A 19737-nucleotide genomic window follows, 5' to 3' on the forward strand; every position below is an offset into this window, starting at 1 on the left:
GCCTTGCACGCGTTCTTCACTCCCGCCCGGTGCTTTTCGGCCACGGGGCGGGCATGGTGGTGATCGACGCGTTCGTCTGCCTGCCGCGTCCGGCTGGCGTGCCGGCCGGACACAGGGTGGGATCGAAGGGGTGCGAACCAGCGATCCATGGGCAGTCGAAAGGCGTTCGAGGCAGACCGCCTGGAGCCGCAGAAAGGGATGAACACCGTGACACGACCCAGGATCCTGGTGGTTGGCGCAGGCTTCGCCGGCGTGGAGTGCGTCCGCCGCCTGGAACGGAAACTCTCCCCGGACGAGGCCGACGTCACGCTCGTGACGCCGTTCGCCTACCAGCTCTACCTGCCGTTGCTCCCCCAGGTTGCCTCCGGCGTGCTGACGCCGCAGTCGATCGCCGTCTCCCTGCGCCGCAGCAAGAAGTACCGCACGCGGATCATTCCGGGCGGGGCCGTCGGCGTCGACCTGAAGTCCAAGGTCTGCGTCATCCGCACCATCACCGACCAGATCGTCAACGAGCCGTACGACTACATCGTGCTGGCCCCCGGGAGCATCACGCGTACCTTCGACATCCCAGGTCTGACGGACCACGCGTTCGGGATGAAGACCCTCGCCGAGGCGGCGTACGTCCGTGACCACGTCATCTCGCAGCTGGATCTGGCCGACGCGAGCCAGGACCCGGACGAGCGGGCCTCGCGGCTGCAGTTCGTGGTGGTCGGCGGCGGCTACGCGGGCACCGAGACCGCGGCGTGCCTGCAGCGCCTGACGCACGCCGCCGTGAAGCGCTACCCGCGGCTGGACCCGGGGCTGATCAAGTGGCATCTGATCGACATCGCGCCGAAGCTGATGCCGGAGCTCGGCGAGAAGCTCGGCAGCAGCGCGCAGGAGATCCTGCGGCGGCGGGGCATCGAGATCTCGCTGGGCGTCTCCATCGCGAAGGCGGGCCCCGAGGAGGTCACCTTCACCGACGGCCGGGTGATCCCCACGCGCACACTGATCTGGACCGCCGGGGTGGTCGCCAGCCCGCTGATCGCCACGCTCGGCGCCGAGACGGTCAAGGGGCGGCTCGCGGTCGCCCCCGAGATGAACCTGCCGGGCGACGACGGGGTGTTCGCCCTCGGCGACTCGGCCGCCGTGCCCGATCTGGCCAAGGGCGACGACGGCGCCATGTGCCCGCCCACCGCGCAGCACGCCCTGCGGCAGGGCAAGCACGTCGCCGACAACGTCATCGCGACGCTGCGGGGACAGACGCTGCAGCCGTACGTCCACAAGGACCTCGGGCTGGTCGTCGACCTCGGCGGCACCGACGCGGTCTCCAAGCCGCTGGGCATCGAACTGCGCGGCCTGCCCGCCCAGGCCGTGGCCCGCGGCTACCACTGGTCCGCGCTGCGCACCAATGTGGCCAAGACGCGGGTGATTACGAACTGGCTGCTCAACGCGGTCGCCGGCGACGACTTCGTACGGACCGGGTTCCAGACCCGCAAGGCCGCCAGGCTGAAGGACTTCGAGTACACGGACGCCTATCTGACGCCGGAACAGGTGCGGGAGCACATCGCGGGGACCGCTCGGCGGGACTAGGCCAGGACTGAAACAGGGTCGAAGGGGAGCTTCCGATTCCGGCATGACATGCTGAGACACGGATCTTGGTGTGGGTCGGGAGAGAGTGCGGCGGCGTGAGGGCAGCAGGACGGTCGGTGTGGACAGGACTGCGGGACCGGATCGCGGCGAACGACCCCGGACTGCTGCGCCTGACGGCCGGGTTGCGCACGGTCGGTGCCATCGCTCTCACGCTGGCCGTGCTCAGCCTGTTCGGGGCCGATGTGCACCAGCTGGTGGCGGGGGCCATGGCGGCGATGGTCGCCACCTTCGCCATCCGGGAGAAGCAGCTCGGACCCCAGGCCGTGACGCTGGCGCTGGGCCTGCCGGTGGCGCTGGCCTCCGTGTCCCTGAGCGCGGCGCTCAACGCGCGTGTCTACGTCGGTGACATCTTCTTCGTCGTCCTGATCTTCTGCGCGGTCTACGGCCGCCGGTTCGGCGACCGCGGCACCGCGCTGGGGCTGATCGGCTTCCAGGTCTACTTCCTGTCCCTGTTCGTCGGCGTCACCGTCTCCTCGCTGCCCGCGCTGTGCGGCGTCATGGCCGTGGCGTTCTGCTGCAGCGCCGTACTGCGCTTCGCGGTGGTGCCCGCGACGCCCGCGGGCGTCCTGATGCGGCTGCGACTGGCCTTCCGCGCCCGGCTGGCCCAGCTGGTGGCCGCGCAGCTCGACCTCCTCGACGCCGACGGGGACGAGGTGGACAAGGCGCTGGAAGCCGTGCGCGAGGGCACCGCGCGGCTGCACGAGACGGCGATGATGATCCAGGCGCAGCTGGACGAGGGCACCTCGGACGAGTCGGTGGCGCGGCTCGTGCAGCGCCGGGTCGCGGACGCGGAGATCGCCGCCGAGCGGCTCGGTCTGCTGTTGCTGACCGCCCGCAGCGCCGAGCGTGCCGACACGCTCACCCTGCATCTGCCGGGCGCGCCCGCGCCGTCGCTGAGCGCGCCGGCGGTGCCGGACGAGGCCACCGCCACGCTCCGCCGGGATCTCCAGGCGCTGCACACCCTCGTGCTGCGGGCCGGGAGCGGCGACACCGGCACCGCGCTGGCCCATCTACGCAACCGGCTGCTCGGCTACCGGGACGAGGAGAACCTGCCGGCCGCGCCCGCCGCCGTGCAGGACGTCTTCCGGGGCATCGGCGAGTCGGCCCGCGCGGTCATGGGTCTGCGGATCGCGCTGGACGGCCCGCAGGACGAGTCGGACGACACCCCGGCCACGGCCCGCTCCCGCGAGGAGCTGGACGCCGAGGACGCGGCGATCGACGGCGGCGGCGAAGAACCGGCCGCCGAGGAGGAGACGGGGCTGCGGCGGCCCACCACGCGTGCCGCGGTACAGGTCGCCGTCGGCTCGACGCTGGCCATCGTGGGCGGCGAGCTGCTGTCCACACAGCGCTGGTACTGGGCGGTACTGACCTGCTGGATCGTTTTTCTGAACACCGCCTCGACGGGCGAGATCCTCGTCAAGGGCTACCGGCGGCTGCTCGGCACGGTGTTCGGCGTCGTGGCCGGAATCGTGCTGGCGGGCCTGGTCGGGCAGCACACCTGGACGGCGTTCGCGCTGGTGCTGGTGCTGATCTTCGCGATGTTCTACTCGGCGCCGTTGTCGTACACGCTGATGTCGTTCTTCGTCACGGCGATGCTGGGGCTGCTGTACACGCTGCTGCACACCTACAGCCTTGAGGTGCTCTTGCTGCGGGTGGAGGAGACGGCCCTGGGTGCGGCCTGCGGCGTGGTCGCGGCGGCGCTGGTCCTGCCGGTACGGACCGACCGCCGTACGAACGAGCTGCTCGGCACCGTGCTGGAGCGGCTGGCCGATGTCACCGAGGCCGCGGTCGGGCAGCTCAGCGGCGGGCCAGCGGACGAGCTGCTGGACAAGGCACGGGACCTGGACCAGGCGCTGGCCGATCTGCGGGCGGCCACGCAGCCGCTGACCCACCCGGTCACGCCGCTGCGGGCCCGGCGCCACACGGCCCGTTACGTGGTGGCGCTGCTGGAGACGTGCGCGTACCACGCGCGGACGCTGGCGGCGACCGCCGAGCTGCTGCCCACGCATCCCTCGATCGCGGCGGACCCGCGGTTGCGCGGGGCCGCCGCGCGAACCGTGCGCAACATCGGGACCATCGCGGCCCGGGTCGAGGACGAGCACACCGGGGCCCGGGTGGAGACGGGCCCGAGCATCGCCTCGCTGCTGGGGTCCGACGCCGGCACACCGCGCTACGGCCGGATCACCGACCGCGTGCTGCGGCACCTGGAGCGGCTGGACGAGGCCGTGGTGGGCCTCGCCCGGCCGCTGGGCGTGCCGGTCGCGGAACCCCGGGGCTGAGGCGGCTACCGCTCAGAAGTCCGTGGGCAGTCCGCTCACCTCGGCGATGCCCCGGAGCTCCTCGGTCTGCTTGTGCCGTTCCTTGATGTAGTCGGCTATCTCGCCGAGGCGGTCCGGGTCGGACGCGGTGGTCGCGTCGGTGACGATCCTGACCGGGCCGGTCTCGTCGACGTCGAGTTCGACCACTTCGTTGTCCAGGCGGCCGGTGACGGCGGTGGCGATGACGAGGGCCACCTCGTCACGCACCTCTTGGGGCAGTTCGTCGCCGGCCCCTGAGTCGAGCGCGAAGTCGAGGCTGGACAGGCGCTCCTCGTCGATCGCCTCGAGGACGGGTTCCACCACGCGCATCAGGAGGCGGTAGTCCTCGGTGTCCATCCGGATGCGCAGGAGGTCCAGGTACATGTCCACGGGCCGGTCGTCGCCATGCGGAATCTCGGAATCGCTCATTGGCTTCGTGTTCCCCGCACGACGCGGCTCAGACGCGTCGCCAGCGTGCCATGGCGAACGAGAACACCCCGAAGAGCACGAGCCCGGCCGCGACGCAGACCAGCAGCCAGGGCCCGAGGGGGGTGCCGGCGAAGGTGCGCAGGGTGTCGTCCAGGCCCTTGGCCTTGTCCGGTTCGTAGTCGATCGCGGCGCGGACGGCGAAGACACCGGCCACGGCGAAGACCAGCCCGCGGGCGGCGCCGCCGGCCACGCCCGTGACGTCCACCAGCCGCCGGATGCGGGGGCCCATCTGCCCGAGCCGGAGCTTGTCGTGGTACTTGCGCAGGACCGCCCGTACGCCGATCCACCCGCCGGCGGCGACGATCGCGATCCCCGCCGCGCCGACCAGCCACTGCCCTGCGGGTATCTCCAGTGCCCTGGCGGTGGCGTCCCGGGACTGCTGGTCGCTGGAGCCGCCGCTCTGATTGCGGCTAGAGGCGAAGGAGAGCACGGAGTAGGCGACGAAGACGTAGAACGCGAAGCGGACGCCCGCCATCAGCCGCTTGCGGGCGCTGCGGCCGTCCTGTCCGACGGAGCCGAAGAACACCTCGGACAGCCGCCACAGGGCCATGCCGACGAGCCCGATGCCCAGGGCCCAGAGCAGCACCGCTCCGAACGGCTTCTGCGAGATCGCCGCCAGGGCTCCCCCGCGGTCGGCCTGCTCCTTGGTGTCGCCGAAGGCGATCTGCAGCGCCAGCGCGCCCACCAGCAGATAGATCACGCCCCGGGCGGCGAGTCCCGCCCGTGCCGCCCCCTCCGTCACCGAACCCCGTGCCACCCGTCGGGCCCGGAACCGTCCGGTCTGTGCCAGCGCACTCGTGTTCATGTCGACCTCCCGGCGTTCCGGATGCCCCGGCTCGGCGGCCACACACCCGGGCGGCCGCCGGACCAGCGCGTTCCGGCCTGGCCGCCCCGGGGAGGCGTGGGCGTCGCGGGACGCGAAAGGGCCCGGCCGCGGCTGATGCCGTCGGCCGGGCCCCTGCTCCGCCGGTCGTCAGGTGGCCAGGGCAGCGGTCTCCCGGGCCGGTGCGGGTGCGGTGGCGAGCCACTGGTGAGCGACTTCCAGGGCTCGCCCGACGTCCCGGGTGCCGGTGGACACGCACAGCGTGTACGCCAGGTCGCGTGCCCTCGGACCGGCCTCCGCCGGTGCGTTTCCGGCCCCGGCGGCCGACAGGGCCTCGTACTCGTCGACGAGGCGGCGCAGCACCGCGGGATGGGGTCTCAGCATGTGGTTCTCGCTCCTCGTGGGTCGGTCGGTCAGGCCGTCGTGGAGGTGCCGCCGCTGTCCCGGGCGCCCGTCCGCTGCCCCATGGCCTCGTCGCGCACGCGGGCGCAGCTGCGGCTGATGAGACGGGAGACGTGCATCTGGGAGATGCCGAGGTGGTCGGCGATGCGGCTTTGCGTCATGTCCTCGAAGAAGCGCATGTAGAGAATGGCCCGTTCGCGTTCCGGCAGGCGGCGCAGGCCTTCCTTGGCGGACTCCCGGTCGACCACGACGTCGTAGGAGGCGTCCGCCGCGCCGAGGGTGTCCGCGAGGCTGTAGCCGTCGTCGTCGGCCGAGAGCTCGGCGTCCAGCGACAGGGTGCTGAAGCTCTCCAGCGCTTCGAGCCCGGCGCCGACCTCTTCCTCGGTCAGGCCGGTGCGGGCGGCAAGGTCCGCCACGGAGGGTTCGGGGCTGCCCGGGTTCTGGGTGAGTTCACGGCGTGCCACCCGCACCTTGTTGCGCAGTTCCTGCACCCGGCGGGGGACCCGCAGGGCCCACATCCGGTCCCGGAAATGCCGCTTGACCTCGCCGGTGATGGTGGGGACGGCGTAGCTCTCGAAGGCTCCCCGGCTCGGGTCGAACCGGTCGACGGCCTTGACCAGCCCCAGGGCCGCCACCTGCTTGAGGTCCTCGAGCGACTCGCCACGCTCGCGGAAGCGGCCGGCGATGCGGTGGGCCATGGGCAGCCACAGCGTGACGAGCTCGTCCCGGACGGCTTCCCGCTCAGGGCCCTCCTCCAGTTCCGCCAGCCGGGTGAAGAGAGCCGCGGTGTCCGGGGCGTCGTCGTGCCGCCGCCGGGCGGCGGTGGTCGTGGTTCCGGGCGTGTCGGGGCGGTTCGTGGGCGTGTCGATGAGCATGCGGATTCGCTCCTGACAACGGTGATTTCAGGGTCTACCGCAGGAAGGTCGCTGCCCGGATCGCCTGGAGGGCCTCCGGGGCAGTCATACCGCTCCCGCTGGCGCGCCTCCGGTCCGAAGCACGAGATTGCGACTGCCCTGCCCCCGGTGGAACAAACTCCACTTTGCTGTGCAATCTGCCCGGGAGCCGGCAACCGGGTTTCAGGCGAGGGGTACGACGGCGGTGATGCACTTGCCGCCGGCCGGCAGGTCCGCGACGCGGACGTCGCGGGAGAGCCGGCACACGATGGGCCAGCCGTGACCGCCGTGCCGCAGCCGTCCGTGCGGATCCACGGGCGGCGCGGTCACGGGCAGTTCGTCACTGCGGTCGCTCACCGACACTCGCACGCCGGGGCCGTCCACGTCGACCCGGAAGTCGGTGACGCCGCCGCCGTGCAGAATCGCGTTGGTCGTCAGTTCCGAGACGACGAGCAGCGCGTCGGACAGGGCGTCCGCGTCGCACGGAGTGCGAGTGGTGCGGCAGCGTTCGGCCACGGCGCGCTCCACGGCCCGGCGCGCCTCAGCGGGTTTGCACGGCCGGTCCCGGTCCGCGCCGAGCGACCCGAGTACGGATTCGATCATGTGCTCGTCGCACATCCTTCAGCTCCCTGGTCGGTGAAGACGGAAGCCGGGTCCGGCCCGCGTTCCACGGCCGCCCGCACGGGCACGCCTGGGGCTCACGGTGCCCGCTGCTTCCTTCAACCTCCCGCGGCGTTCGGGGCGCGCACCTCGCGAGCGCCGCGGGTCTCTTCTCTTCGGCTGACCTCTCCCCGCACCTGCAAACCTCCGGTCCGTCTCCTCCTGCCGAAAAGCGCCCGAACGGCCGCCGGTCGGTGCCATCTCGGCGCGTTGTGTGGGTAGGCGGGGTGCATGACCGATGTGGTGGACTCGGACGAACTGCTGCGGCGCATCCGGCGTGCGAGGGCCTGCGCCATGCGCGAGGAGCGGACGTGGCGGGCCAGGAGCGAGGAACTGAGTGCGACCGACCCGAAGGGGGCCAGGGACGCGACCGTACGAGGGATGTCCTACGAGGCGGTGGTCACGGTGCTGGACGAGATCCTGACGCCGGGCAAGCACGGTACGGAGGGCTGACCGGGAGGGTCCTTGCCCCGTACCGGACAGAGGCCGATTGCGAGAGAGCGCGCCGGGAACCCGGTGCGGATGACAGTCGACCACACCCGGGCACCGGTTCTGGAAGCCCTGGACGAGTACCGCCGCAAGGGGCATCTGTCGTTCACGCCGCCCGGGCACAAACAGGCGCGCGGCGCCGACCCGATGGTCCGGGAGGTCCTCGGTGACGCGGTGTTCCACGGCGACGTACTGGCCTCGGGCGGCCTGGACGACCGGCTCACCCGGGGACAGGTGCTGCGGCGGGCCCAGGAGCTGATGGCCGACGCGGTGCACGCCGAGCACACGTACTTCAGTACCTGTGGCAGCTCCCTGTCGGTGAAGGCGGCCATGCTGTCGGTCGCGGGGCCGCACGAGAAGCTGCTGATCGGGCGTGACGCGCACAAGTCGGTGGTGGCGGGGCTGATCCTTTCCGGTATCGAACCCGTCTGGGTCGACCCCCGCTGGGACGCCGAGCGGAAACTGGCCCATCCGCCGTCCGCCGAGGACTTCGAGCGGGCCTTCCGGGCCCAGCCGGACGCACGGGGCGCGCTGGTCACGAGCCCCACGCCGTACGGGGGTTGCGCGGACCTCCGGACGGTCGCCGAGGTGTGCCACCGGCGTGCGCGGCCGCTGATCGTGGACGAGGCGTGGGGCGCGCATCTGCCGTTCCACCCCGATCTGCCGTCCTGGGCGATGGACGCGGGCGCGGACATCTGTGTGACCAGCATCCACAAGATGGGCAGTGGCCTGGAACAGGGCTCCGTCTTCCATCTGCGGGGCGACCTGGTCCCGCCGCAGTTGCTGGGGATGCGCGCGGACCTGCTGGGCACCACCAGTCCGTCGGTGCTGATCTTCGCGGGTCTGGACGGCTGGCGCCGGCAGATGGCGCTGCACGGCGAGGAGCTGATGGGCGGCGCGCTGGCTCTCGCGGCCGAGGTCCGGTCCGCCGTCGAGGAGATCGACGGGCTGCACGTCAACGACCGGCGGGACTTCTGCGGCCCGGGGCTCTCCGACGACTTCGACCCCCTGCCCGGCGTCATCGATCTCACCGGGCTCGGGATCACGGGCTTCCAAGCGGCGGACTGGCTGCGCGAGCACCGGCACATCGACGCGCATCTGGTGGACCACCGCCGTATCGGCATGCAGATCACCCACGGCGACGACCGGGAGACGACCGGGCAGTTGCTGGAGGCGCTGGGCGACCTCGCCCGGGCCGCGCGGGAGCTGCCCCGGGCGCCGCGGGTGGAGGTGCCGTCGCCGGACGAGTTGCGGATGGAGCAGGTGGTGCTGCCCCGCGACGCGTTCTTCGGCCCGGCCGAGGACGCGCCGGTGGGCGAGGCGGCCGGACGGGTCGCGGCGGAGATGATCACTCCGTATCCGCCCGGTATCCCGGCCGTCCTCCCGGGTGAGCGCCTCACCGAGCCGGTGCTGGCGTATCTGCGGACCGGCCTGGCGGCGGGCATGCACCTCCCCGATCCCACGGACCCGGAGCTGGATACGGTCCGGGTCGTCGCCGGAGACGGGCGGTGACTCCGGCGTGAAACGGGTCACCCGACCCGGTCCGGGGTGCACACGCGGCCCCCGGATGGTTTATCGTTCATTCATACGTGATGACGGGGTCGAACCCGCGTTCCTCCGTCCATCACCGCTAACGGCCCTGGCTGGTCTCCCCCGTCCAGCCAGGGCTTCTTCATGCCCGGAGAAAGTTGCCCACGCCGAGGTGCCCGAGGCCCCGCCAGCGGCTGAAATGGGCGTAGGGAGAAAGCACCGGAAGTCGACCGCCCGGCGAGGAGCTCCGCGTCATGACCAAAGCGATCAAACTCCTGACCGCCCTGCCCCCGCCCCAGCGGCACCGTCTGATGGCGCTCGCTCGGGAGGTGTCCTTCTCCGAGGACACACGCATCTTCGAGGCGGGCGGCGCGGCCGACCGCTTCTGGGTCATCCGCTCCGGCGCGGTCTCCCTGGATCAGGAGGTCAACTCCCTGCAGCGGGTGACCGTGGCCAGCCTCGGCGCGGGCGACCTGCTCGGCTGGTCCTGGCTGTTCCCGCCGCACACCTGGGACTTCGGCGCGGTGGCGTTCAGTCCCGTACGGGCCTACGAGTTCGACGCGGCGGCAGTGCTGGAGCTGTGCGAGGAGGATTCCCAGCTGGGTCTGCTGCTGGTGCGATCGGTGGCCGAGGTGCTCGCGCACCGGCTGGAGATGACCCGCGGCAAGCTGATGGAGCAGTACACACTGCACCGGCGAGGGGTCCTGTGAGACTCAGACTCGGTAGCGGCGCAGGGCCGGTACCGCGGCGGCCAGGGTCAGCATCAAGGCGACGACCAGCAGGCCGCCGCCCGTGACGGCGGTACGCGGGCCGAAGGCGGAGCCCGCCGTGCCGTGCAGCACGTCGGCGAGGCGCGGGCCGCCCGCCACGACGACGATGAAGACGCCCTGCATGCGCCCGCGCATCTCGTCGGTGGCGGCGGACAGCAGGATCGCGCCCCGGAAGACCATCGAGACCATGTCGGCCACACCGGCCACTGCGAGGAACGCCACCCCGACCCACAGACTGCCGCTCAGCCCGAAGCCCGCGATGGCCGCGCCCCAGGCGACCACCGCCCCGATGACCATCCAGCCGTGCCGCCGCGCCCGGGAGAAGGTGCCGGAGAACAGTCCGCCGAGCACGGCCCCGATGGGGATCGCCGCGAACAGCAGGCCCAGCGCGAGCCCTTCCCCGTACGGCGCGTAGGTCTGGGCGGCGAGCTGTGGGAACAGAGCGCGCGGCATCCCGAGGACCATGGCGATGATGTCGGCGAGGAACGACAGCAGCAGCACGGTGTGCCCGGAGATGTAGCGGAATCCGGCGACGATCTCCCGCACGCCCGCGCGGCGTTCGCCCGTGCCGTCCAGAGGCGGCAGCGACGGCAGCCGGTACACCGCCCACACCGTGACGCACAGGGCCAGGGCGTCGATCAGATAGAGCTCGGGCAGGCCGATGACGGGGATGAGGGCGCCCGCGAGCAGCGGACCGGCCACCTGGCCGGTCTGCATCACGGTCGAGCCGAGGGCACCCGCCGCGGGCAGTTCGTGCTCGGGGACCAGCCGGGCGATGGAGGCGGTGCGGGCCGGTGCGTTCAGTCCCCAGAAGGCCTGCTGCATCGCGAGCAGCACCATGAGCGCGGCCACCGACTCCAGACCGGCGAAGGCCTGGAGCCAGAACAGCAGCGAGGTGACGGCGATGCCGCTGTTGGTGATCAGCAGCAGCTTGCGCCGGTCCATGCTGTCGGCGATCGCCCCGCCCCACAGCGCGAACACGATCAGCGGCACGAGGCCGGCCAGGCTCGCCGCGCCCACCCAGGCCGAGGAGCCGGTGATGTCGTAGATCTGCTTGGGTACGGCGACGGCGGTGAGCTGGCTGCCGACGGCGGTGACGATGGTCGACACCCACAGTCGCCGGTACGCGGGGCGGCGCAGGGGGCGGGTGTCCATGGCCCAGCGCCGCCAGCCGCGGCGCGGGGGTGCCTCCGGCACCGGATCCTGCTCTTCCGTTCTGCTCTCGCTCGTGTCCACTCGCCGCTTCCTGGATGCTCGCTACAGCTACCCGGCCGGGGATCACTATCCCACCGGCCGCCGAGCGCCCCGGAGCCGCGGTCTCAGCTTCCGGCGATGAGCGCGGCACCGAGCACGATCATGGTGGCGGCGAGCACGCCGTCCATGACGCGCCAGGCGGCGGGCCTGGCGAGGTGACGGCCGAGCAGCCGGGCACCGAAGCCGAGTGCGGTGAACCAGCACAGGCTGGCCAGCACGGCGCCGAGACCGAAGGTCCAGCGCAGCGGTCCGTGGTCGGCGGCGACGGAGCCCAGCAGGAACACGGTGTCGAGGTAGACGTGCGGGTTGAGCCAGGTCATCGCCAGGCAGGTGAGCACGGCGCGGCGGCGTGATCCGGCGGCCTCGCCCTCCGCCCGGAGGCCGCCGCCGCCCGGCCGGAACACCCGGTGGGCGGCCAGGGCGCCGTAGCAGAGCAGGAACGCGCCGCCGATCCAGCCGACCGCCGTCAGCGCGCCCGGCCACGTCACCACCACCGCGCCGACCCCTCCGACCCCGAGCGCGATGAGGGCGGCGTCGGACAGGGCGCAGATGCCGACGACGGCGAGGACCGCCTCGCGGCGGACCCCTTGGCGCAGGACGAAGGCGTTCTGGGCACCGATGGCGACGATGAGGGACAGTCCGGTGCCGAAGCCTGCGGCCGCGGCGGTGAAGGTGCTGGTCATGACCTTGACGCTACGGATGGACCCGCCCCGGGTACAGCTAAAGATTCTTACGTATCATTAGCTCACGTGATGGACTCGGTGATGGCGGACCTGCCTCTGGACCAGGTGCGGACCCTGCTCGCGGTCGTGGACGAGGGCACCTTCGACGCGGCGGCGGCCGCGCTGCATGTGACGCCGTCGGCGATCAGCCAGCGTGTGAAGGCGCTGGAGCAGCGCACGGGGCGGGTCCTGCTGCTGCGGACCAAGCCGGTGCGGCCCACCGAGTCGGGCGAGGTGCTGGTGCGGCTGGCCCGCCAGGTGGCGCGGCTGGAACGCGACGCGTACGCGGAGCTGGGCCTGAGCGGTACGGGCGAGCCGACCCGGGTCTCGGTCGCGGTGAACGCGGACTCGCTGGCCACCTGGTTCCTCGGGGTGCTCACCCGCGTCCCGGAGGAGCTGCGGCTCTACTTCGAGCTGCGCCGTGAGGACGAGGACCACACGGCGGCGCTGCTGCGGGAGGGGGTGGTGATGGCCGCTGTGACCTCGTCGCCGGACGCCGTGCCGGGCTGCTCGGTGCGGTCCCTCGGGCGGATGCGCTACGTCCCGGTGGCCGCGCCGGACTTCGCGGCACGCCACCTCGGCGGCCCCCTGGAGCAGGTGCTTGTCGAGGTGCCCGTCGTGACCTTCGACCGCAGGGACGACTTCCAGGACGGCTTCGTCCGCCGGCTCACCCGGGGGCGGAGCGGTGCGAGCGCGCTGCGGAACTATGTGCCGACGTCGGAGGGGTTCGTCGATGCCGTGGCCGCCGGGCTGGGCTGGGGCCTGGTGCCCGAGGCCCAGGCGGACCCGCTGCTGCGCACCGGGGAGCTCGTCGCGATCGCCCCGGGCCGTACGGTCGACGTCCCCCTGTACTGGCAGCAGTGGAAGCTCGACTCCCCGGCGCTGGCGCAGGTCGCGGAGACGGTGACGGCGACCGCCGCGCAGGCGCTGCGCGGCTGAGGCGTGCCGCCCTACTCCCCGGCGCCGTGCAACTGCGCCGCCGCGCTGTGCAGCAGCATGTCGAGGGCCGTCGGATAGGCGCTGGTCAGCATGCGGGTGGCGAGCAGGGGTGCCGCTTCCGCGATGCGGGGATGGGTGGTGGCGGGCAGACGGGCGTACGTCGAGCGCCACATCTCCTCGTCGGCGTGCAGTGAGGCACGGGGCAGCGCCAGCGAGGCGGCGTCGAGCGCGGCGAAGGCCAGTGTGGTGTCGACGAAGGCGTGGTAGATCCGCACCGCGTCCGGCATCGGGAAGCCCGCCGTGCGCAGGAGGTCCAGGACCGCCTCGTCGGCCGCGAGTTCGTGGGCCCGGCCCGAGACACGGCTGGCGGTGAGCACGGCCGCCTGCGGATGCGCCACGTACGCGGCGTGGATGCGCAGTCCGACGGCCCGCAGGTCCGCCCGCCACTCCCCCGTCGGCGCCCAGCCGGCGAGCGCCTGCCCGATCAGCGCGTCGCCGATGGCGAGCGTCAGGTCGTCCATGCCCCGGAAGTACCGGTAGAGCGTGCTCGGGTCGGCGTCCAGGGCCAGGCCGAGCCTGCGGGCGGTCAGTCCCGCGCTGCCGTGTTCGTGCAGCATGCGCAACGCCGTCTCGACGATCAGCTCCTCGGACAGCACGGTGCCGCTCTTGGTGGGCCTGCGCCGGCGGCGTTTCTCCTCCGGCACCACGGGCTTCGGCACGACGGCTCCCTCCCTCGAGGCCTTATGCCAACGCCATTGACCTTAGGACAGAGGGCGGCGTTTCATCTCCTCAAGGGCCCGTCACGTTCTTCGCGAATAGGGAGTTTCTGTCATGCGTGTTCTGCTCGTGGGTGCCGGTGGTGTGGGCGGCGCGATCACCCGGATCGCGGCCCGGCGACCGTTCTTCGAGGCGATGGTGGTGGCCGACTACGACCCGGCCCGGGCGGAGGCGGCGGTCGCGGCGCTCGGCGGCGACGCGCGGTTCACCGCCGAGTGGGTGGACGCCGGTGACGAGGCGGCGGTGGCCCGCCTGCTGGCACGGCACCGCTGCGACGTCCTGCTGAACGCCACGGACCCCCGCTTCGTGATGCCCCTGTTCCGCGCGGCCCGCGCCGCCGGCGCCACCTATCTCGACATGGCGATGTCGCTGTCCCACCCGCACCAGGAACGGCCGTACGCGGAGTGCGGGGTGAAGCTCGGCGACGAGCAGTTCGCCGAGGCGGCCGACTGGGAGAAGGAGGGGGTCCTCGCCCTCGTCGGCATGGGGGTGGAGCCGGGCCTGTCGGACGTCTTCGCCCGCCATGCCGCCGACGAACTGTTCGACGAGATCGAGGAGATCGGCATCCGCGACGGCGCGAACCTGACCGTCGACGGCTACGACTTCGCCCCCTCGTTCAGCATCTGGACGACCATCGAGGAATGCCTCAATCCGCCGGTCGTCTACGAGACCGGCCGCGGCTGGTTCACCACCGAGCCCTTCAGCGAGCCCGAGGTCTTCGACTTCCCCGAGGGCATCGGCCCGGTCGAGTGCGTCAACGTGGAGCACGAGGAGGTGCTGCTCGTCCCGCGCTGGGTCGACGCACGCCGGGTCACCTTCAAGTACGGCCTGGGCCGGGAGTTCGTCGAGACGCTGAAGACGCTGCACCTGCTGGGTCTGGACCGCACCGGCCCGGTGACCGTGCCGGGGCCGGACGGCCCGGTGGCGGTCTCGCCCCGGGACGTGGTCGCCGCGTGCCTGCCCGACCCGGCGACCCTGGGCGAGCGGATGCACGGCAAGACGTGCGCGGGCACCTGGGTGCGGGGCGTCAAGGACGGGAAGCCGCGCGAGGTGTACCTGTACCACGTGGTCGACAACCAGTGGTCGATGAAGGAGTACGGCAGCCAGGCCGTGGTGTGGCAGACCGCCGTCAACCCGGTCGTCGCGCTCGAACTCCTCGCCACCGGCGCCTGGTCGGGCACGGGCGTGCTCGGCCCGGAGGCCTTCCCGGCCCGCCCGTTCCTGGACCTGCTGACGGCCTACGGCTCACCCTGGGGCATGCGCGAGCAGTGACCTGCTCGTCGGTGCGGTTTTGTTTCACGAGGCATCGACAGGTGACCCGAAAAGGAGTAAGCATCCGAACGGGCACGTTTCTACTGTGATGCAGGTGACTTCGATGGACAACTGGCGAGACCACGCTGCCTGCCGGCACGAGGACCCCGAGCTCTTCTTCCCGATCGGCACCACGGGCCCTGCCCTGCTGCAGACGGAGCAGGCCAAGTCGGTGTGCCGGCGCTGCCCCGTCCAGGACGAGTGCCTGCAATGGGCCATGGACACGGGCCAGTCCATCGGTGTGTGGGGCGGTACGAGCGAGACGGAACGGCGTGCGCTGAAGCGGCGCGCGGCAGCGCGGCGCCGCTCCGGCTGACCTCCCTCCACCGGCCGTTCGGCGCGGCCGGGGTTACGCTCGCGCCGTACCCGTCCGTCACAGAAGGGGCCGGCCATGAGCGTGCGCGTCCGCCGTGTCTACGATCCGCCCGGGCCGGACGACGGGACACGTGTCCTGGTCGACCGGCTGTGGCCGCGCGGACTGTCGAAGGACGCGGCCCAGGTGGACGAGTGGCCGAAGGCGATCACCCCCTCGACGGAGCTGCGCCGCTGGTACCACGCGGGCGAGGCGTCCTACGAGGAGTTCGCCGAGCGGTACGAGGCGGAGCTCACCGGCGACGAGGCCGCCGAACTCCTCGGCCGGGTGCGGGACCTGGTCCGCCAGGGTGACGTGACACTGCTGACCGCGTCCAAGACGCCGGAACAGAGCCACGCGACGGTGCTGGCCCGCCTCCTCGAAGGCTGAGGAGACGGGCCCGGGCCGGTCAGGCGGTCTGCTTCGCCGCCGCCCGGCCCGCCGCCCGGCCCGAGAAGAGGCAGCCGCCGAGGAAGGTGCCCTCCAGGGCGTTGTAGCCATGGACACCGCCGCCGCCGAAGCCGGCGACCTCGCCGGCCGCGTACAGCCCCTCCACCGGCTTGCCGTCCGCCCCGAGGGCGCGGGAGTCCAGGTCGGTCTGGATGCCGCCGAGGGTCTTGCGGGTGAGGATGTGCAGCTTGACGCCGATCAGAGGGCCGGCCGCGGGGTCGAGGATGCGATGCGGGGTGGCGACCCGGCCTAGGCGGTCGCCGATGTAGCGGCGGGCGTTGCGGATGCCCTGCACCTGGGCGTCCTTGGCGTAGGGGTTGGCGATCTGCAGGTCGCGCGCCTCGATCTGGCGCTTGATCCCTGCCGCGTCGAGGAGCGGCTTGTCGGTGAGGTCGTTCATCTTCGCGACCAGTTGTTCGAGGCTGGGCGCGGTCACGAAGTCGGCGCCCTTGCGCAGGAACGCGTCGACCGGTCCGGGCGCGCCCTTGCCGAGGATGCGTTCCTTGAGGAACCCGGCGCGGTCCTTGGCGGTGATGTCGGGGTTCTGCTCGGAGCCCGACAGCGCGAACTCCTTCTCGATGATCTTCTGGGTGAGGATGAACCAGGAGTGGTCGTACCCGGCGATGTCCTCGGTGGTGCGCAGGTGTTTCAGGGTGCCGAGGGTGTCGTAGCCGGGCAGGTACGGCCCGGGCAGGCGCCGGCCGAGGGCGTCGAACCACATCGAGGACGGCCCGGGCAGGATGCGGATGCCGTGGCCGGGCCAGATCGAGTCCCAGTTCTGCAACCCCTCGGTGTAGTGCCACATGCGGTCGCGGTTGACCAGCCGGACGCCCGCCCGGGCGCTGATGTCCAGCATCCGCCCGTCGACGTAGGCGGGCACGCCGGTGACCATCTCCCGCGGCGGGGTGCCCAGGCGTTCGGGCCAGTGGCGGCGGACGATGTCGTGGTTCGCGCCGATGCCGCCGCTGGTGACGACGACGGCCTGGGCGGTGAGTTCGAACTCGCCGGCCGGGTCACGGTTGGAGGCGACGCCGCGGGGTGCGGAGTCGTCGGCCAGGACCGTGCCGCGTACGCCCCGGACGGCGCCGTTCTCGACGACCAGTTCGTCGACACGGTGGCGGTGGTGGAAGGTGAGCAGGCCGTCGCGGGCGGCCTGCCTGGCGTAGCGCACGAACGGTTCGACCACGCCGGTGCCGGTGCCCCAGGCGATGTGGAAGCGGGGCACGGTGTTGCCGTGCCCGTGCGCCGTGAGGTCGCCGCGCTCGGCCCAGCCGACGGTGGGCAGGAACGTGATGCCGTGCCCGTCCAGCCAGGACCGCTTCTCCCCTGCGGCGAACTCGACGTAGGCCCGCGCCCAGCGCACGGCCCAGGAGTCCTCGTCCTCCAGCCGGTCGAAGCCGGCGCTGCCGCGCCAGTCGCTCCAGGCGAGGTCGAAGGAGTCCTTGATGCCCAGGCGCCGCTGCTGCGGCGAGTCGACGAGGAACAGTCCGCCGAAGGACCAGAAGGCCTGTCCCCCGAGGTTGGCGGCGTTCTCCTGGTCGACGAGGGCGACCCTGCGGCCCTTGCTGGTCAGCTCGTGAGCCGCGACCAGGCCGGCGAGGCCCGCTCCTACGACGATGACGTCGGCATCCATGGCGACCGTTCCCTTCCTCAGTTCTGATCGGGGGTGCCGCTGCCGTCGGTCAGCAGGGCCGTGAGCAGTTGCTTCAGCCAGCCGCGGGCGTGCTCGACGTCCCGGTCCAGCAGCAGTTGCGTGGTGACGCCGTCGTACGCCGCGACCACGGCGCCGGCCGCGCCGTCCGTGTCGCCCAGCACGGCGGGCAGTGCGGTGTGCCCGCGGGCCCGGCCGAGCCGGTCGGCGATCGCCTGCCGCAGCCGTGCGCGGTGTTCCAGCAGACTGCGCGCCACGTCCGGGTCCCGGGCCGCGTGCACGAGGAAGTCCGTCTTCACCAGGAGCCAGTCCCGGTCGAGGAGCAGCACGTCGGTGACGCGGTCCACGGCGGCCGGTACGTCGAGGCCGGGGCCGTCGAGGGCGAGGGCCCCCGACACCTGCTCGGCGATCAGGTCGGCCCGCTCGCGGTAGAGGGCGAAGAACAGCTCGTCGAGGCTGGAGAAGTTGGAGTAGAAGGCGCCTCGGCTGTAGCCGGCGGCCTCGCAGACCTCCTCGATGGAGACGTGCCCGAAGCCCTTGGCCGCGAACACGGAGAACGCCGCGTCCAGGAGGTTGGCCCGCGTGCGCACCCGGCGCCTGGTCACCCGCCCCGTCGCTCCCTCCATGGCCATCTCCGGCCCCCTTTCGATACATCACTGTATTCGATACACCGATGTATCGAAAGCCTCACGGCGTGGAGCCCTCCGACCCTCCGATCCGACGGAATCCGATGGAACATATTTTCGATTACGGAGTACGCTGGGCGCATGCACCTCCAGGGCTCCCTCTTCGACCAGACCGACGAGCTGCGTATCGGTCCTCTCGACGGGATCAGCCGCACCGACCTCGGGTTCGGCGCCTGGCTCGACGTCCTGCCGGCGTGGCTCAGCGGTTCCGACGACCTGTTCGAACAGCTGGCCGCCGAGGTGCCGTGGCGTGCGGAACGGCGCACGATGTACGACCACGTCGTCGACGTCCCCCGGCTGCTCTCCTTCTACGGCGCGGACGACCCGCTGCCGCACCCGGTGCTGGACGAGGCGCGGGACGCCCTGTCCGCCCACTACGCCGGCGAACTGGGCGAGCCGTTCACCACGGCCGGGCTCTGCTACTACCGCGACGGCCGGGACAGCGTGGCCTGGCACGGCGACCGGATCGGACGCGGCGCCCGCGAGGACACGATGGTCGCCATCCTGTCGGTGGGAGCACCCCGGGATCTGCTGCTGCGCCCGATGCGGGGCGGCCGGGACACCGTGCGCCGGCCACTGGGCCACGGGGACCTGGTCGTGATGGGCGGCTCCTGCCAGCGCACCTGGGAACACTCCGTCCCCAAGAGCACGCGGGCGACGGGGCCGCGCATCAGCGTCCAGTTCCGCCCGCACGGCGTGCACTGAGGCCGCCCGAACCGCACTGTCGCCCGGGTCCGTTGATTGCGGACCCGGTGATTCCACCTGTTGCGGGTTCTGCTTTCCTTCTCTCGTCGGGCTGGGACCACACAACGCGGGGCGATCATGCGGGCAGACGTACGGCAAGTCGCGGACGGCACCTATCTGGTGCACGGCTCCAACACCAACTGGGTGATCCTCACGGAGGGGGACGCCGTCACGCTGGTCGATACCGGCTACCCCGGTGACCGGGAGCAGGTCCTCGCCTCGCTCGCGGAGGTGGGCAGCACCCCCGAGGCGGTCGCCGCCGTGCTGATCACGCACGCGCACAACGACCACCTGGGTTCCGCCGAGTATCTGCGCGCCACGTACGGCACGCCCGTCTACCTGCACGAGGCCGAAGTGCCACACGCGCGCCGGGAGTTCCTGCACCAGGTGTCCGTCGGGACGGTGCTGGGGAACGCCTGGCGGCCGGGCGTGCTGCCCTGGGTGGTGCACGCGCTGCGCTCCGGCGGCACGACGCACAACCCGGTCACGGCCCCCGAGCCGTTCCCGACGGCGGGTGCCCTGGACCTGCCGGGCCGGCCCGTACCGGTGCACACGCCGGGCCACACCGACGGGCACTGCGCCTACCACGTGCCGGGCACCGGCGTGCTGATCTCCGGCGACGCCCTGGTCAGCGGGCACCCCACCTCGCGGATCGAGGGGCCGCAGCTGCTGCCGGACATGTTCCACCACGAGCGCCCGCGTGCCGTGGCCTCCCTGGACCTGCTCGCGGAACTGGAGGGCGAGCTGCTGCTGCCCGGGCACGGGCCGGTCCACCACGGACCGGTGCGGGACGCCGCGCACCGGGCCCGCGAGCGCGCCCTCTAATCTGATGTGACGACCGGCGGCGAGACAAGGACACCCGGCCC

General features: G+C 72.0%; 21 protein-coding genes. 11 read left to right on the top strand and 10 right to left on the bottom strand.

Annotated features, from left to right (window positions below; translation table 11 throughout):
* Positions 1-198 precede the first annotated feature (198 nt).
* On the top strand, positions 199-1572 hold the full coding sequence (locus ACIBK5_RS00080) for an NAD(P)/FAD-dependent oxidoreductase (protein WP_399014488.1): 1374 nt from the start codon (positions 199-201) through the stop codon (positions 1570-1572).
* A gap of 95 nt (positions 1573-1667) precedes the next feature.
* Entirely contained in the window at positions 1668-3911 is a 2244-nt protein-coding gene (locus ACIBK5_RS00085; protein WP_399014490.1) for an FUSC family protein, read from the top strand.
* 12 nt (positions 3912-3923) lie between these two features.
* Here ACIBK5_RS00085 and ACIBK5_RS00090 read toward each other — a convergent pair whose 3' ends face one another.
* From ACIBK5_RS00090 to ACIBK5_RS00110, 5 genes are all read right to left on the bottom strand, one after another.
* A complete protein-coding gene (locus ACIBK5_RS00090) occupies positions 3924-4358 on the bottom strand; it encodes a hypothetical protein (RefSeq protein ID WP_399014492.1) in 435 nt (144 codons plus the stop codon).
* A 28-nt stretch (positions 4359-4386) separates the two neighbouring features.
* Positions 4387-5223 (bottom strand): DUF1206 domain-containing protein, encoded by an 837-nt coding sequence (locus tag ACIBK5_RS00095; RefSeq protein ID WP_399014494.1) that lies wholly within the window; start codon positions 5221-5223, stop codon positions 4387-4389.
* Positions 5224-5391: 168 nt separating this feature from the next.
* The gene (locus ACIBK5_RS00100; protein WP_399014496.1) at positions 5392-5625 is read right to left on the bottom strand and encodes a DUF5133 domain-containing protein; all 234 of its coding nucleotides are present in this window, start codon (positions 5623-5625) and stop codon (positions 5392-5394) included.
* Between the two features lie 29 nt (positions 5626-5654).
* Positions 5655-6518, bottom strand: a complete 864-nt coding sequence (locus ACIBK5_RS00105; protein ID WP_399014498.1) for a SigB/SigF/SigG family RNA polymerase sigma factor — start codon at positions 6516-6518, stop codon at positions 5655-5657.
* Between the two features lie 201 nt (positions 6519-6719).
* The gene (locus ACIBK5_RS00110; RefSeq protein ID WP_399014500.1) at positions 6720-7154 is read right to left on the bottom strand and encodes an ATP-binding protein; all 435 of its coding nucleotides are present in this window, start codon (positions 7152-7154) and stop codon (positions 6720-6722) included.
* A gap of 273 nt (positions 7155-7427) precedes the next feature.
* On the opposite strand from ACIBK5_RS00110, the gene ACIBK5_RS00115 reads away from it, so the two are divergent.
* From ACIBK5_RS00115 to ACIBK5_RS00125, 3 genes are all read left to right on the top strand, one after another.
* Entirely contained in the window at positions 7428-7649 is a 222-nt protein-coding gene (locus ACIBK5_RS00115) for a hypothetical protein (protein WP_399014503.1), read from the top strand.
* 69 nt (positions 7650-7718) lie between these two features.
* On the top strand, positions 7719-9197 hold the full coding sequence (locus ACIBK5_RS00120; RefSeq protein WP_399014505.1) for an aminotransferase class I/II-fold pyridoxal phosphate-dependent enzyme: 1479 nt from the start codon (positions 7719-7721) through the stop codon (positions 9195-9197).
* 272 nt (positions 9198-9469) lie between these two features.
* The gene (locus tag ACIBK5_RS00125) at positions 9470-9925 is read left to right on the top strand and encodes a cyclic nucleotide-binding domain-containing protein (RefSeq protein WP_399014507.1); all 456 of its coding nucleotides are present in this window, start codon (positions 9470-9472) and stop codon (positions 9923-9925) included.
* A 3-nt stretch (positions 9926-9928) separates the two neighbouring features.
* On the opposite strand, the gene ACIBK5_RS00130 is transcribed toward ACIBK5_RS00125, so the two are convergent.
* Together ACIBK5_RS00130 and ACIBK5_RS00135 are read right to left on the bottom strand one after the other, a co-directional pair.
* A complete protein-coding gene (locus tag ACIBK5_RS00130) occupies positions 9929-11221 on the bottom strand; it encodes an MFS transporter (RefSeq protein WP_399014509.1) in 1293 nt (430 codons plus the stop codon).
* An 83-nt stretch (positions 11222-11304) separates the two neighbouring features.
* The gene (locus ACIBK5_RS00135) at positions 11305-11922 is read right to left on the bottom strand and encodes a LysE/ArgO family amino acid transporter (protein ID WP_399014510.1); all 618 of its coding nucleotides are present in this window, start codon (positions 11920-11922) and stop codon (positions 11305-11307) included.
* A gap of 81 nt (positions 11923-12003) precedes the next feature.
* Between ACIBK5_RS00135 and ACIBK5_RS00140 the strand changes: the two genes are divergently transcribed.
* Positions 12004-12900, top strand: coding sequence for a LysR family transcriptional regulator ArgP (locus ACIBK5_RS00140; protein ID WP_399014512.1), 897 nt, complete (start codon positions 12004-12006; stop codon positions 12898-12900).
* 11 nt (positions 12901-12911) lie between these two features.
* Here the strand turns inward: ACIBK5_RS00140 and ACIBK5_RS00145 are convergent, their stop codons facing one another.
* A complete protein-coding gene (locus ACIBK5_RS00145; RefSeq protein ID WP_399014514.1) occupies positions 12912-13619 on the bottom strand; it encodes a TetR/AcrR family transcriptional regulator in 708 nt (235 codons plus the stop codon).
* 112 nt (positions 13620-13731) lie between these two features.
* Between ACIBK5_RS00145 and ACIBK5_RS00150 the strand changes: the two genes are divergently transcribed.
* The 3 genes from ACIBK5_RS00150 to ACIBK5_RS00160 all read left to right on the top strand — a co-directional run bounded on the left by ACIBK5_RS00150 (position 13732) and on the right by ACIBK5_RS00160 (position 15730).
* On the top strand, positions 13732-14949 hold the full coding sequence (locus ACIBK5_RS00150; protein WP_399014517.1) for a saccharopine dehydrogenase family protein: 1218 nt from the start codon (positions 13732-13734) through the stop codon (positions 14947-14949).
* A 103-nt stretch (positions 14950-15052) separates the two neighbouring features.
* On the top strand, positions 15053-15304 hold the full coding sequence (locus ACIBK5_RS00155; RefSeq protein ID WP_193478998.1) for a WhiB family transcriptional regulator: 252 nt from the start codon (positions 15053-15055) through the stop codon (positions 15302-15304).
* A 75-nt stretch (positions 15305-15379) separates the two neighbouring features.
* A complete protein-coding gene (locus ACIBK5_RS00160; protein WP_399014520.1) occupies positions 15380-15730 on the top strand; it encodes a DUF488 domain-containing protein in 351 nt (116 codons plus the stop codon).
* Between the two features lie 19 nt (positions 15731-15749).
* Here the strand turns inward: ACIBK5_RS00160 and ACIBK5_RS00165 are convergent, their stop codons facing one another.
* Both ACIBK5_RS00165 and ACIBK5_RS00170 read right to left on the bottom strand, forming a co-directional pair.
* Complete coding sequence (locus ACIBK5_RS00165; protein WP_399014523.1) at positions 15750-17423, bottom strand: FAD-binding dehydrogenase; 1674 nt, start codon at positions 17421-17423, stop codon at positions 15750-15752.
* 17 nt (positions 17424-17440) lie between these two features.
* A complete protein-coding gene (locus ACIBK5_RS00170; protein ID WP_399014525.1) occupies positions 17441-18073 on the bottom strand; it encodes a TetR/AcrR family transcriptional regulator in 633 nt (210 codons plus the stop codon).
* 135 nt (positions 18074-18208) lie between these two features.
* Here ACIBK5_RS00170 and ACIBK5_RS00175 point away from each other — a divergent pair, with 135 nt between their 5' ends.
* Positions 18209-18832 carry an alpha-ketoglutarate-dependent dioxygenase AlkB gene (locus ACIBK5_RS00175; protein ID WP_399014527.1) on the top strand — a complete coding sequence of 208 codons (624 nt, stop codon included), beginning with the start codon at positions 18209-18211 and terminating at the stop codon, positions 18830-18832.
* A gap of 117 nt (positions 18833-18949) precedes the next feature.
* Complete coding sequence (locus tag ACIBK5_RS00180; RefSeq protein WP_399014529.1) at positions 18950-19696, top strand: MBL fold metallo-hydrolase; 747 nt, start codon at positions 18950-18952, stop codon at positions 19694-19696.
* Positions 19697-19737: the final 41 nt, after the last annotated feature.

Origin of the sequence: Streptomyces sp. NPDC050546 (assembly GCF_044457425.1) — a bacterium.
In the GTDB taxonomy this organism is placed as follows: domain Bacteria; phylum Actinomycetota; class Actinomycetes; order Streptomycetales; family Streptomycetaceae; genus Streptomyces.

Excerpts from the sequence above, each read along its gene's own strand:
- ACIBK5_RS00080 (WP_399014488.1), top strand. The coding sequence starts at position 199 with ATGAACACCGTGACACGACCCAGGATCCTGGTGGTTGGCGCAGGCTTC.
- ACIBK5_RS00090 (WP_399014492.1), bottom strand. The coding sequence starts at position 4,358 with ATGAGCGATTCCGAGATTCCGCATGGCGACGACCGGCCCGTGGACATG.
- ACIBK5_RS00095 (WP_399014494.1), bottom strand. The coding sequence starts at position 5,223 with ATGAACACGAGTGCGCTGGCACAGACCGGACGGTTCCGGGCCCGACGG.
- ACIBK5_RS00100 (WP_399014496.1), bottom strand. The coding sequence starts at position 5,625 with ATGCTGAGACCCCATCCCGCGGTGCTGCGCCGCCTCGTCGACGAGTAC.
- ACIBK5_RS00105 (WP_399014498.1), bottom strand. The coding sequence starts at position 6,518 with ATGCTCATCGACACGCCCACGAACCGCCCCGACACGCCCGGAACCACG.
- ACIBK5_RS00110 (WP_399014500.1), bottom strand. The coding sequence starts at position 7,154 with ATGTGCGACGAGCACATGATCGAATCCGTACTCGGGTCGCTCGGCGCG.
- ACIBK5_RS00115 (WP_399014503.1), top strand. The coding sequence starts at position 7,428 with ATGACCGATGTGGTGGACTCGGACGAACTGCTGCGGCGCATCCGGCGT.
- ACIBK5_RS00120 (WP_399014505.1), top strand. The coding sequence starts at position 7,719 with ATGACAGTCGACCACACCCGGGCACCGGTTCTGGAAGCCCTGGACGAG.
- ACIBK5_RS00125 (WP_399014507.1), top strand. The coding sequence starts at position 9,470 with ATGACCAAAGCGATCAAACTCCTGACCGCCCTGCCCCCGCCCCAGCGG.
- ACIBK5_RS00135 (WP_399014510.1), bottom strand. The coding sequence starts at position 11,922 with ATGACCAGCACCTTCACCGCCGCGGCCGCAGGCTTCGGCACCGGACTG.
- ACIBK5_RS00140 (WP_399014512.1), top strand. The coding sequence starts at position 12,004 with ATGGCGGACCTGCCTCTGGACCAGGTGCGGACCCTGCTCGCGGTCGTG.
- ACIBK5_RS00150 (WP_399014517.1), top strand. The coding sequence starts at position 13,732 with ATGCGTGTTCTGCTCGTGGGTGCCGGTGGTGTGGGCGGCGCGATCACC.
- ACIBK5_RS00155 (WP_193478998.1), top strand. The coding sequence starts at position 15,053 with ATGGACAACTGGCGAGACCACGCTGCCTGCCGGCACGAGGACCCCGAG.
- ACIBK5_RS00160 (WP_399014520.1), top strand. The coding sequence starts at position 15,380 with ATGAGCGTGCGCGTCCGCCGTGTCTACGATCCGCCCGGGCCGGACGAC.
- ACIBK5_RS00165 (WP_399014523.1), bottom strand. The coding sequence starts at position 17,423 with ATGGATGCCGACGTCATCGTCGTAGGAGCGGGCCTCGCCGGCCTGGTC.
- ACIBK5_RS00170 (WP_399014525.1), bottom strand. The coding sequence starts at position 18,073 with ATGGCCATGGAGGGAGCGACGGGGCGGGTGACCAGGCGCCGGGTGCGC.
- ACIBK5_RS00175 (WP_399014527.1), top strand. The coding sequence starts at position 18,209 with ATGCACCTCCAGGGCTCCCTCTTCGACCAGACCGACGAGCTGCGTATC.
- ACIBK5_RS00180 (WP_399014529.1), top strand. The coding sequence starts at position 18,950 with ATGCGGGCAGACGTACGGCAAGTCGCGGACGGCACCTATCTGGTGCAC.